Source organism: Porphyromonas sp. C0026D3, from assembly GCF_056590775.1.
This window is the reverse complement of sequence record NZ_JBWPWU010000001.1, coordinates 129,976-142,371: the sequence shown is the minus strand read 5'-3', so window position 1 is coordinate 142,371 and position 12,396 is coordinate 129,976. Positions and strand designations below refer to the sequence as shown.

9 protein-coding genes are annotated in these 12,396 nt (G+C 51.8%); all 9 read right to left on the bottom strand.

Annotation, left to right across the window (positions count from 1 at the left end):
* Window positions 1-279: 279 nt before the first annotated feature.
* The 9 genes from AC1EK1_RS00600 to AC1EK1_RS00560 all read right to left on the bottom strand — a co-directional run bounded on the left by AC1EK1_RS00600 (window position 280) and on the right by AC1EK1_RS00560 (window position 12,381).
* Window positions 280-1,665: an arylsulfatase gene (locus AC1EK1_RS00600; RefSeq protein ID WP_480305112.1), complete on the bottom strand. Its 1,386-nt coding sequence runs from the start codon at window positions 1,663-1,665 to the stop codon at window positions 280-282.
* A gap of 15 nt (window positions 1,666-1,680) precedes the next feature.
* A complete protein-coding gene (locus AC1EK1_RS00595; RefSeq protein WP_480305111.1) occupies window positions 1,681-4,110 on the bottom strand; it encodes a 4-alpha-glucanotransferase in 2,430 nt (809 codons plus the stop codon).
* Between the two features lie 22 nt (window positions 4,111-4,132).
* Window positions 4,133-5,200 carry a 6-phosphofructokinase gene (locus AC1EK1_RS00590; RefSeq protein WP_480305110.1) on the bottom strand — a complete coding sequence of 356 codons (1,068 nt, stop codon included), beginning with the start codon at window positions 5,198-5,200 and terminating at the stop codon, window positions 4,133-4,135.
* Window positions 5,197-5,889: a tRNA (5-methylaminomethyl-2-thiouridine)(34)-methyltransferase MnmC2 gene (gene mnmC2, locus AC1EK1_RS00585; RefSeq protein ID WP_480305109.1), complete on the bottom strand. Its 693-nt coding sequence runs from the start codon at window positions 5,887-5,889 to the stop codon at window positions 5,197-5,199. Before mnmC2 ends, AC1EK1_RS00590 begins: the two co-directional genes overlap by 4 nt.
* A complete protein-coding gene (locus AC1EK1_RS00580) occupies window positions 5,876-6,628 on the bottom strand; it encodes a biotin--[acetyl-CoA-carboxylase] ligase (RefSeq protein WP_480305108.1) in 753 nt (250 codons plus the stop codon). The genes mnmC2 and AC1EK1_RS00580 overlap by 14 nt, the downstream gene beginning before the upstream one ends.
* Window positions 6,625-9,123, bottom strand: a complete 2,499-nt coding sequence (locus AC1EK1_RS00575) for a YfhO family protein (protein WP_480305107.1) — start codon at window positions 9,121-9,123, stop codon at window positions 6,625-6,627. Before AC1EK1_RS00575 ends, AC1EK1_RS00580 begins: the two co-directional genes overlap by 4 nt.
* A 377-nt stretch (window positions 9,124-9,500) precedes the next feature.
* The gene (locus AC1EK1_RS00570) at window positions 9,501-9,839 is read right to left on the bottom strand and encodes a hypothetical protein (protein ID WP_480307219.1); all 339 of its coding nucleotides are present in this window, start codon (window positions 9,837-9,839) and stop codon (window positions 9,501-9,503) included.
* A 549-nt stretch (window positions 9,840-10,388) separates the two neighbouring features.
* Window positions 10,389-11,276, bottom strand: a complete 888-nt coding sequence (locus AC1EK1_RS00565) for a phosphatidate cytidylyltransferase (protein ID WP_480305105.1) — start codon at window positions 11,274-11,276, stop codon at window positions 10,389-10,391.
* A gap of 19 nt (window positions 11,277-11,295) precedes the next feature.
* The gene (locus AC1EK1_RS00560; protein ID WP_480305104.1) at window positions 11,296-12,381 is read right to left on the bottom strand and encodes an endonuclease/exonuclease/phosphatase family protein; all 1,086 of its coding nucleotides are present in this window, start codon (window positions 12,379-12,381) and stop codon (window positions 11,296-11,298) included.
* Window positions 12,382-12,396: the final 15 nt, after the last annotated feature.

Below are 12,396 nucleotides of genomic sequence, written 5' to 3'. Positions count from 1 at the left end.
GGGTGTCCTAATCGAGTCTCTTTCGCCTGTGACTGTAATTTTCTGAGCTTTTTTTAACGGGTCTTTGAGAATCCGATGAGGAAAATGTGCGTGCGATAGGTCGCCAAAAAGCCCTCTCCGGGAATGATTGAGAATCAGACGCTTGGAAAGGGCTTTGAGTTTCACGGATAGAAGCGAAACTTTTCACGGATAAAAGAATTCACTTCCTCGGATAGTCGTCATTTATCGGGTGACGGTTGGCTTGTTTTGTTTTTTGAAAAAACAACTCTTGTGGACTACTCAGGGTATGCCGTAGACGGTGGAGGGGGTGTGCTCTTGCTCGAGTATGGGCTTGAGTTGCTGCACGATATGTGGGTAGAGGTGGCTCACATCGTTTAGCTCTCCCGGGTCTGCGCTGAGGTTGTATAGCTCGTAGTGGGTCTTTTTGGGGGTGTTGGCTTGGAGTTGGATGAGCTTCCAGTCGCCACAGCGGGTGGCGCGCTTGCCACCCTCTTCCATGAACTCCCAGTAGAGGTATCGGTGTTGCTTTTGCTCTCCTTTTCCGGTGAGGGTCGGCATGAGGGATATCCCGTCGGTGTTGGGCGGGATGGCTTGGCCGGTCATTTCTGCAAGGGTAGGTAGGAAGTCCCAAAAAGCGGAGATGTGGTACGATACGGATCCGGGCTTGGTCACTTTGGGCCAGCAGACGATGAGTGGTGTCCGGATGCCTCCCTCGTATAGATCTCGCTTGGTACCTCGGTAGGGACCGTTGCTGTCAAAAAAGTAGGGATCGTGTCCGCCCTCCTTGTGTGCACCGTTGTCCGAGGTGAAGATGAATAGAGTGTTGTCCAACTGCCCATTTTTCCGTAGTCGGTCGATGAGTTTTTGGACATCACTGTCGATGCGAGACACCATAGCGGCGTAGGTGGAGCGCGGATGAGTCACGGGCTTGTACCCTCCGGTACTCTTGGGGGGTGCTTCCAAAAATTGGCCGTCGTAGGCTAGTCGCTCCTCCTCGGGAATGTCGAGGTCGGCATGAGGCAGTGCGGGGGTGAAGTATAGGAAAAAGGGCTTGTCCGTTGCTTTGCAGCGGTCGAGGTAGTCGAGGGCACGGCCTATCAGTAGATCTTGGGCAAAAGTATTGCCATCCAGCTTGACCAATGTATTGCCTTCGTGCAAAAACTCGGGGTAGTGCCGGTGTGCATTGAGTTGGCCCAGATAGCCAAAGAAGTAGTCGAAGCCCTGCTCTATGGGTGCGCCGGGGGTATTGGGGCCACCGAGACCCCACTTGCCGATGCATGCAGTGTGGTAGCCGGCTTGCTTTAGGAGCTCTGCGAGGGTAAACTCTTCGGCGGCCAAGGGTTGGTCGTAGGTATGTCCATCGGGGTTGGGGGTGTCTTTGTTGCCTCGGATGTAGGCATGTCCTGTGTGTTTGCCGGTGAGGAGGGATCCCCTGGATGGCGCGCTGACTGTACAGCCTGCATAGTGCTGTGTGAAGGTCATCCCCTCTTGGGCAAGGCGGTCGATGGCGGGTGTCTTGATGTAGCGTTGTCCATAGACACCGAGGTCTCCTATGCCGAGGTCGTCGACCATGAAAAAGACGATGTTCGGGTGGTCTTGGGCCGCTAGCTCACCGCTGATGGGTGCCAGGGTGCCGAGTAGTAGGAGTGCTTTGGAGGTGGTCACGGTTCTTGTTGTTGGTTAGGTCAGTTTGGTCGGAAGTTTGTCTATAGTCCCATACATGCGGTAGTTCCATATGTTGTGGGGATCTGAGGGCCGGTTGATCTGCTCCGCTTGTGGGTCGACCTCGGATCCGTATCCGGCTAGGACGCACCAATCTTGTAGGGGGAGGATGAGTAGGCGCGAGGGCATATGCCGTAGTGCGCGTACCAGCCCGGCCGGAGTGAGTTCCTGCTCAAACCCATAGAGTGTGGCAAGCTCTTTTCGTTGCTCGGGCTCCAGTCCGGACCACCATCCTCTGAGGCTTGGCATGTCGTGTGTGGAGGTGGTGAGTACACTGAGCGGAGCTAGATCTTTCGGAAGGACGTAGGTGGATCCTGTCTTTTTGGGCATGCGAATCACTTCGAGAGTGGCGAGCTCCAGGGCTTTTAGGACTTCGTGTATGGTGTGAGGTAGTACGCCTAGGTCTTCGGCACAAATGAGCATGTTGGTGGTATCGAGTACGCCCAAGAGTCGTCTATAGGCGGTGCTTCGCCATAGGTTTTCGTTTCGGCTCCGGTAGTAGTCATCGCAGAGGATATGCAGTGACTGCTTGTCCTCGTCGGTCAGGGTCTGGTAGCCGGTCTGTAGCTGTGGAGATGGGGTAGGGTGATAGAGGCCAAGAGGGTCTTTGGTGAAAAAGGAGTGTAGCCCTCCAACGGTCTCCCGGGGGTAGCCGATTCCGGGTACATAGTAGCCATCGCCGGAGTGACCGCTGTCGGTGGGGATGCTCCAGATCCTGAAAAAACCGAGGATATGATCTACCCGGATCATGCTCATGTACTCCTGCATGGCTGAGAAGCGTCGCCTCCACCAGATGTAGCCTTTTTGGGCAATAGCGTCCCAGTCGTAGGTGGGGAAGCCCCAGTTTTGCCCATTTGCCGCAAAGCCATCGGGCGGGGATCCGGCATTTCGATCCGAGTGAAAGTACTCGGGGTGTTGCCACATGTCGACGCTGTTGCGACCGACTCCTATGGGTAAGTCGCCCTTGAGTGCGATGCCGGCCTTTTTGGCGTAGTCGTGCAGCTCTCGAAGTTGTCGGTAGAGGTAGTACTGTGTGTAAGCGTAGGGGAGTAGATCGGGATCTGAGGTGAGGTCGTCCTTGTGGGTCTCCGAGTAGGTGCTGTACTTGGGGTAGTCCTTTACCTGCTTGCCGGGGTGGCTGTCACGGATGAAGCAAAACCGACAATAGGGTAATAGGTCTTCGTGGTATTTTTTGCAGAAAGCATGGAAGTCGGGATCGTCATTTCCATTGTTTCGGATCCACTCTGCCAAACACTCTCGGATGACCTCTAGTTTTAGCTCTAGTGTGGGTAGGTAGTCAACTGCCGGAAGTGCATTGAGGGCTTTGGCTTGTTTTTCCCACTGCTTGCGTTTCTTTTGGGGCAGATAATAGGGTAGCCGTCGTACATCCATGTAGATGGGATGGATGCCGAAGGTGGTGATGGCGTTGTAGGGGTAGGTGTCGTCCGTGGTACCTGTAAATATGGTGTCGTAGATGGGAAGTAGCTGATAGATTTGCTGGCCTACTTTTTTGAGCCAGTGCACAAACTCAACCGCATCTCCCAAGTCTCCCACACCGTAGGAGCGGTCGGTGCGCAGCGAAAACATGGGTAGGACTGTCCCCTCTATCTGCTTGACTTTGGGAGGCTCTATGCCCGGAAAGAGAGGAGGAATTTCGGAGACAATATCCAGAGAGTCGCCGGCGGGTGTGTGGTGGCGATTTTCGCCCGACTCCCAGAGGAGGGTCCCGTCCGACTGTCGGAGTACCAACTTGTATTGGAATGGCACATCGTGACAGATCTCTACGAGGTATCCGCTCCGTGTCAGCGTCAGCGAAACAGCTTTTTGGGGATCCCATGCGCCGAAGTCCGGGTGCTCTCCGCATAATAAAAGGTCACCCGGAAGTGGGTACTCGGTCCTAAAGAGGAGGGATTTTTGCTTCTTGGTAGGTGCCGAAAACATACGGACAGAGCTGAGGTCGGTGAGCCCCATGAGCGATGCAAGGGGCTGAGCCATAAATCGGTGCATCGGCGATGGATCACACCATAGATCGTGGATGCAAACCCGGCTTGAGTGATCGGTAGAGGCGCCGTGTAGACGAAGTGCATGTCGCCGGAGTGGCTCTGACCTGAGGATTGTGTCACCGTCTTGTACGGTGTAGGTGTATCTTAGCTCAATCTGACGGCAAAACTTTAGCTCGACTGTTGTCTGCCATACTCCCGGCCGGATCTGTGACAAGTCTGATGTGAAAGTCTCTGTGTCGTCGCTCGTGCTTTCGCCCGACACTACCAGATGCGACGAAGGGTCGGTATGGTAGGGTATTGTGAATGTGACGGAGAGTGCCCTGCTACTGTCGGTGTCGTAAGGGTCATCAAAGAGGCTCCGCATCATAGGCTCTTTTTGGATCATTGGATGGTCGTGCGTTCTTGTCTTATTGGTTGTCGATCACTACACGTAGCTTGCCAAAGTCTACGCCAAAGCTCACATCCATCTCTCGTCCATATCGGATCAGTTCATCGTCCGGGTGTACCAGCCTGAGTTTTCCGCTGACTTCGGAGAGCGGGATATGGGTCATTTTCCCATTTTTCAGACTCACCATCACACCAAATATCTTGTTGGTGATGAGCTGGGTGGCGTATGCTCCCATCCTGGTGCATAGGTTTCGGTCGTGAGAGGAGGGTGCCCCTCCTCTCTGTACATAGCCCAGTACGGTTGTGCGACTGTCAATTCCTTTTTCTTGGCGCAGCCAGTGTGACAAAAAGCTGCTGGCAGAGTCCTCAGTAGTCTCCTGCCCCTCAAAGTGTATCCCCTCTGCGACGACGATAATCGCATATGACTTGCCATCCTCATATCTGGCTTGGATGTCATTGGCGACAACCTCCAGATCGCAACCGAGCTCCGGAAGCAGGATGACGTCTGCTCCACTGGCCATCCCGGCATGTAGTGCTATCCATCCGGCCTCGTGTCCCATCACCTCCACGATGATCACCCGTTTGTGGCTCTGTGCGGTGCTGTGGATCCTGTCGATGAGTTCGGTGGCTACCCCGACAGCTGTGTCAAAGCCAAAGGTGATGTCGGTCCCCCAGACATCGTTGTCGATAGTTTTGGGTACGCCAATCACATTGAATCCTAGCTCCGCCACCGTTGCGGCAGTCTTTTGCGTGCCATTTCCTCCGATGCAGACCAGAGCTTCCAGCTCGAGATCGTCCCAGGCCCTTCGCAGTTCGTTGACCGCATTCTCGTCTTTCAGAAGTGCTTTTCTGAAAGGTTTGTCCCGACTGCTGCCCAAGATAGTCCCTCCTCGGCTGAGTAGGCTGGATAGGTTGTCCATGTTGAGGGGTATATATCGATGCTCGGTAATCCCTGTGAAGCCGTCTATGAAGCCCAGCACCTCCATGTCGTGAGCGACGAGAGCGGTTTTTCCGATGGCTCGGATGACGGCATTGATTCCGGGTGCGTCGCCTCCGGATGAAACAATTCCGATTCTCTTCTTTTTCATGTTGTCGGTCTCTTTTTACAAGTAAGTATTTCTCGCTTTCCCCCGGGTGGTCCCGGTGTCCGCTCTACCCTAAAGCCTACCCCTTCCAACCTCCTTCTGACGCCCCCCTTTGCACAGTACGTACTTAGCCGTCCGTTGTCTGTTGTTGCGTTGGCCAGTCGTTGGAGTTGCGTTTCGCTCCAAAGCAAAGGAGCCTTGTCCGGTGCAAATGCGTCCATGTAGAGCACGTCGGATAATGGTAGGTCCGCCTGTAGAATATCCTCATCATGCTTGTATATTCTGAATTGATCTGTCACCTCGTACTCTTTGTTCCAGCTCGCCCGGTGCAGCTTCTGCATCAGTTTCCACTCGTCCTGAGGTAGGTTTTTCTCAAAAAGTTGCCCGACTAGCTCCTGCTCCAGTGGATGAATCTCATAGGTGTGGTAGCAGATTTTGCAATCAAGTGGTTGGGCTAGGATAGTGAGCAGAGCATTGAGACCGGTCCCAAACCCCACCTCAAGGATCGTGATCTGTCGTTTCCTCTCCTCTTCGTGGTACTTTAGGAGACCGTTGCGGACAAAGACGTGCATGCTTTCTGTGCGAGCACCGTATACAGAGTGATAGTGTTCGTCCAGGTCGGGGAGGTAGAGGGTTCGACTACCATCGGCTGTCTCCTCTACTTGGGGAGCTATGATCTCATTCTTGCTCAAACCTGATCTCCTTGAATGTGTAGCTGCGCAACTCTCCGGATAGGTCATCTTTCACCACCAGCCTGCCATCCGGCTCTACGTGCGTCAGGGTCCCTCGAAATCGGGTCCCGTCCGGTAGACTGTAGAGTCTTCCGGGCTCGTTGAGGCGATAGAGGTGTCGGTGGTATTGAGCTCGGTAGACCTCTACAGATTGGGGCAGACGATCGGCCATGGACCGGATGGTCATTGCCAATTCGTCGGTGAAGCGGTTGACATCTTGCTCTCTGCCACTTTCTAGTCGGAGTGAGGTCGCCGGCAGAGGATAGTGCCAAAAGCTCTCTTGGTTGATGTTCACTCCTATTCCCGCAATGGAGTAGACCAGTCGGGAGCCTTCAAACTCGTTTTCAATCAATATCCCGGCTATTTTTCGATCTCCGACTAGGATGTCATTTGGCCACTTGACTTTCACCTCTTGGTGATCCAAGCTTTTTTCCACCATATCGCGTACGGCAAGTGCCACGAGGATGCTTAGGTCGTAGTTTTTGGAGCAAGGATTGGTTTGTAGGTCGGGGCGTAGCAATATGGACAGGGTCATGTTTTTCTTGGGTTCGCTTTCCCAAGAATTGCCTTTTTGGCCTCTTCCCTGGGTTTGCTCATCAGCTGTGACCGTGGTGTAGGTGCTGAGCGATGGGTCCTTTTGGACCAATTCTCGCAAATAGCTGTTGGTCGACAGTACGCTCTCTAGATGTATTCGATTCATTGCCTTGCCTGTCGACGTTTTCGGTAATAAAAGGCCAAAATTGCTCCTATGGCTATTGTTGCCAGCAGGGCACTTGCTCCTCGGGAGATCGCCTCTGTGATCCTCAGGGACTGGGGGTGAAAGGAGAGTACGACTTGGTGTTTGCCGGCAGGTACTGCAAGCGCACGCAGTAGGTAATCGGCTCGGAGGAGCTTTGCGTCCACACCATCTATCGTGGCTGTCCACCCATGTGGGTAGTAGATTTCGGAGAATACAACCAAGCCATCTCCACTGTTTTCGGTGGTGTACCGTATCTCATTGGGTTGGTAGTGTGTCAGTGTGACATTGCTCAGACTGTCACGGTAGATCTGTGCCGGTGCTTGAGTGTCAAATGGAGGTGCCACTATCGCAATATCATTGAGGGGGGTCTCCTTGAGTGCCAAAAACTCCTCGTCCGCTGAGGCGACCTGCTTTAGACCGCTTACGAACCAAGCATCCCCATACACCTCATTGTCGACAATCAGCTTGACTCCGTGCACACTGTCCGGTAGGATGTAGTACTTGGTGTTGAGAGCTCGTAGGACGTTGGGGTCCATCTTGCTTAGGTAACCATCGATGAGGTCTTGGTAGCGTTGGAGCTTGGCTGCGTGGTATCCACCTATGGATCTATGGTTGTATGAGGTCGTCGCATCGTTGAAGGTGTTGACCGCTAGGTTCATCACACGATACTGCGTGGTATCTTTCAGGATTAGGTCATCGACCGGTGTCTTTTGTTGTACCCGTGCGGTTATTTGCCGCTTGGGGAGGTACTTTGCATCGTTGAGGTAGCGCTTGTCTACGGTCCACAGATCCACTAGGCAGAGGAGGGTCACTAGTGCCACTGTCCATTGTGCGGAGATCTTTTGCTTTATGAAAAGGTAGAGGATTGCGACCCCGGCTGAGATGACTATGGCACTTCTCAGAGCATCGGCCCTAAAGATTCCTTTCCTGACCTCCTCCAGACTGTCCAGCAGTGGTGACAGCTGAGGCATCTGTGCACGGTATTGATTAAAAGCGGCCAACTCCATTTTGCTAAAAAAGCTCCCACCAAGTGAGGGCAACAACCACATAATGAGCGAAACGCCCAGGGTGAGCAGAAGTGCCGTGATGGTAGCCCACTTCTTTTCCCTCAACACATTGGGAGCTTGTAGGATCTGTGCCAGAGCCCAAATAGCAAATAGAGGTATGGTCAGCTCGGCAACCACGAGGATTGAGGATGGGGTCCTAAACTTATTGTACAGCGGAATGTGGTCTATGAAAAACTCTGTAAGGCCCATCAGGTTATGTCCCCACGAGAGCATGACAGTCAGTACAGTCACCACGATCATAGCCCACTGCATCGTCCCCCGGCAGGTGAGGAATCCAAAGAGAGCCAAGGCCAGTACAAATGCCCCGACGTATACCGGGCCGGCCGTAAATGGTTGATCCCCCCAGTATCTATTTTGTTGAGCCACAAAGGCAACACTTTGAGCCGGAGCGCCGTGCGTGGTGGCTTCGGCCACTCCGATCTGTCCGGAGGCCCCCCCCTTGGCATCCGGTATCAAAAAGGTCAGCATCTCATCGATCCCGTAGCTCCATTGGGTGATGTATTGCTTGTCCAGACCATTGTTGGACACCCCCTCGCCACTTAGTACGGTAGTCTGCTTGCCACCTCTCATAGTCTCCTGCTGGTACTCCCAAGTATGGTAGAGAGTGCTTCCATTGATAAGGATGCCCAGTATCCCGCCAAGTGCTATGGTTGCGGTAGCCTTCACAAACGACTGCCATGCTCGTCGCCGATAAGCCTCCACAGCCCATGCCCCCACCATTGCAATCATCAAGAAAGCAAAGTAGTAGCTCATCTGGATATGGTTGGAGTAGATCTGCAACGCAGTAAAAAAGGCCATGACCAATCCTCCGGTCACGTACCTCTCTCGGTGAAAAGCATAGACCATTCCCGCCAGGGTGGGGGGAATATAGGCCAGGGCCAAAAGCTTCCAGATATGTCCGGCATCGATTAGGATCAAAAAGTAGCTCGAGAAAGCCCACATCACAGCCCCCAGCACACTGAGCATACGTCGTGTGCCCCAGCTACGCATGAAGATGTACCCACCTAGCAGTAGCATGAAGATCAAGTAGGTGTCGCCGGGCATAAGGTTGAGTGGCCACTGCAAGCGGTAAACCTCTCCTGCTGTACGTAGAGGGACAATGGACGGATAGCTCGGGGAGATCTGGTAGGTAGGCATGCCTCCAAAAAGGCTACCGGTCCATCTAGAGACTTCTCCTGTGGTCTCCATCATTTGCTTGGCATCACGACCGGTGCCAGCCGCAGCGGCACCATCCATCTGGAAAAGCATGCGACCCTCAAAGGCCGCAGGGTAAAAGTAGGCAAAGCTGAGGGCTACGAATAGAGCCACGATGCCAAGCGTCTGCACCCACGACTTGTTGTACCATGGGAGCTGTATGTTTTCCGAAGTGTTGTTTTCTGATTTGGTCATCTTTGGAGGCTTCGTTTTTGTCCAAAAAGCGATGGTATGCAGTTTGTAAAGATACTTAGGACAAACTTACACATTTTTGTTCTCTCCTCTTCCGGTCCTATACATGGAGGTCCAGAGGATTTTCAGGCTCCATTGGTGCATGATCGTTGCACACGAAAATCTTTAAAACGGAGCCTCAAAACCTCATAAGTCGTAATGTATGTAAAACCCTAATCCATCAACCTATGAATGCTGTGAAAATATCCGACAAAGAGATGGTTGCTCCGAGTGGGGGCTAACTAGTGTAGTGCGAAGAAAAAATATATACTGCTCGACGACTTTGTAAAAGCCGGCAAGCAGTATGAACGGTGAGCGAAGTGACCGATACGCAAAAGCAACTACCGCTGTAGTGTGGAGACATACTCCAGCACATCTACCAAGTTCTGCTTGAGTTGCGCAACCTCGACTTCCAGGTTTTTGACCCGGTTGTCCAAAGATTCATCACGGCTGGGCCTTTCCTGTGCATTTGCAAGCATAGGACCATTGCCGGTGACTAGCCATTCAACGTTGAGGATGGGGTATTCATACGCTATGCTTAGTGCCATTCGGTATTTTAGGAGCTCAGCACCTTTTTTGTAAAAGTAGGCACCGCTTGAGCTGTTGGCAAAGCCCAAAGACTTCCAAAACTCCGTGCTTGACTCTACAATGGAGCGTTCGACCAAAAGACTTATTGCCATCTTTATTCGCTCGGAATAGTTTTTCAGGTCTAATGTTTCATATTTATACATAACAAAGTAGTTTGATTGTTACTAGTTAATCTTAATGGGTAGGCAAAGGTAATAATTTATTTCGATACATTGAATTTTAGATTGTATGTGTGTAACTTTTGTCGGTTCCTAGAAATATTGAGCCCCCAAAAAGAATATGATCTAGCCTGTATAAAAGAAAGCTCCGCCAAGCTGACAGAGCGTAGAGACTGACTATGGTAACAAGAAGTCAATCCTTAAATAAAATAATGAAGATAGAAATCTCAGAAAAAGCGCGCAACAAGCAACCTGTTTCTTTTTATCCAATCTGGGCGCTTGCTTCTATCCGTGAAAAGTTTTGCTTCTATCCGTGAAACCGATCGCTTCTATCCGTGAAACTCACTGTCGCCAAAACCGGCTCATGATCAGCTATATACGACATACCCTCCAAGGGTACGCTCCGAGCGGCCTACCCGGAGCATGATCCGGGGGAGCCTCAGCGTCTTTGCTTTTTGACGCTGAGGCTCATCGGAGATGGCATCAGCCATTGATGATAATATTGATGAAAATATAGGCCGGTATTGCCGCTATCAGCAGGCTGTCAATTCGGTCCAATATGCCACCATGACCGGGCAGTATATTCCCGGAGTCCTTTACGGCGCATGCTCGCTTGATGTAGCTCTCAAAAAGATCACCCCAAGTGGCAAATACGGAGATCAGCAAGGAGAGGGTGACCCAGTTGAATAAGTTGGTGACAAAATAAAAGAGGTGGTAAAAGACAAAAGCGGCAAGCACTGAGAGCACGACGCCTCCCACTGCCCCCTCGATAGTCTTTTTGGGCGAAATTCTAGGCCACAAAGGGCGTTTGCCCATGAGTGTTCCGACAGCATAGGCTCCGGTGTCGTTGAGCCACACAAAGGTGAAGATCGGTAGCAACCAAAAAGTGTGGGCCATCCGTATGGGCTGCCCATCAACATCGAAAACAAGGTAGTGGTCAACGCAGAGCAACATCAGTAATGCCATCGGGATGGCGATATACATGTGTGAGAAAAATGCAAACGCCATCTCCCGAATCGGGTCAGGACGATTGCGATACATCTCGCCGATCAAATAAAAGAGACAGTAGGCAATATAGGGCAATAGCGCAATCACGGCGTCACGATAGCTAGCCGTAGTGGAGACACTCATATAGACCGTGTGAAAAATAAGACCGGCCATGAGAGAGTGTAGGATTTTGAGGATCAGAGTATAGTTGTTGACACGAGTAATGGTCTGAAACTCATAGCAGGCAATAGCGGTAAAGCCAAAAAACACGACACCCAAAACCGCCACCGAGTCGGTAAGGATACCGAATAAGATAAGCGATACATAAGCCACGCCTGTGATCAGTCGTGCCAAGAGTCCGGAAATCTTCTTTCGTTTCTTCATTTATTTGTCTGTATAATCTCTATTTTCGGATAACAAAATCAACTATCAAGGGACGGTGATCGCTACAACCTCTCGTCTGTGGAATCTTGGAGCCAATGGCTTTCAAAGCTCCGCCATAGAAGAGGTGGTCGATACGAAATGCCAGTGGAGGCTCATTGTAGGTGACCCCGATGCCACAGCCGGTGCTTGCAAAAGCATCGGAGCGAGTGTCACGCAGCTGGTGATAGGTATAGGACATCGGCGTGTCATTCAGGTCCCCCAGTACTATGGTAGATTGGGGTGTATATTTGGTCTCGGCACTTTCGGTGTCACTCCGCACTTTGCGGGCAGCTCCACTGCGTTGGTTGAGCATCGGCCCCAAGCGATGCTTGATCTCCAAGAACTGCCCGGGTATATCCCTAAGCCTAAGCGCTCTGATGTAGTCCTTGAATCTTTTTTTCTCTCTATGACCCAGACTGTAGCTTTCCATATGGTTGTTGACCAACAACAACGTTAGGTCATTGTCTAGGCGAAGCAAGTAGATATGTGAGCCATTGCGATAGGAGTCGTAATATATGGACTCGTCCTCTGCTATCGTGTAGCGCGAAAGGATAGTGAGACCTTTTTGGGCGATCGAATGGATATAGGGGTACTCGGCACCAAACACCTGCTTGAGCATACGCCTGTTTTTTTGCTCATTCATAGAGAAACGTCCCTCCTGCAGACAGACAATATCCGGGCTGTAGTGCTGTATCACATCGGCTACTCTGGGTCTGCCGGTGATCGGATCACACTCACGAAACTCCATGACATTGTAGGTCATGACCCTGAGGTCACGATCTTTGGAAAGGCCGGACCCTGTGTTGATAGGACAATAGGAGCGAATATAGCCCCAAGAAAAGATCAAAAGCAACACATGTACGCCCAGCAATACCCACTTACGATACAGCACCAAGAGGATCAGCAGTGCAAGGGCAAAAATGAGTAGGATGGGGAATGCAAGGTTTAGGAAAGCCGGAATCTGAGTGCGGGTGGGAGCGACAAACGGCGCAAGCATAGCTCCGATATACAGGGGCAAAAAGACAGCGTAGATCGTCCACAAGAATCCACTCCCTATGTATGCCAAAATCTTTTTGAGCAA

Coding starts and splice junctions, on each gene's coding strand:
- AC1EK1_RS00595 (WP_480305111.1), bottom strand. CDS start 4,110: ATGATCCAAAAAGAGCCTATGATGCGGAGCCTCTTTGATGACCCTTAC.
- AC1EK1_RS00590 (WP_480305110.1), bottom strand. CDS start 5,200: ATGAAAAAGAAGAGAATCGGAATTGTTTCATCCGGAGGCGACGCACCC.
- AC1EK1_RS00580 (WP_480305108.1), bottom strand. CDS start 6,628: ATGAATCGAATACATCTAGAGAGCGTACTGTCGACCAACAGCTATTTG.
- AC1EK1_RS00575 (WP_480305107.1), bottom strand. CDS start 9,123: ATGACCAAATCAGAAAACAACACTTCGGAAAACATACAGCTCCCATGG.
- AC1EK1_RS00570 (WP_480307219.1), bottom strand. CDS start 9,839: ATGGCAATAAGTCTTTTGGTCGAACGCTCCATTGTAGAGTCAAGCACG.
- AC1EK1_RS00565 (WP_480305105.1), bottom strand. CDS start 11,276: ATGAAGAAACGAAAGAAGATTTCCGGACTCTTGGCACGACTGATCACA.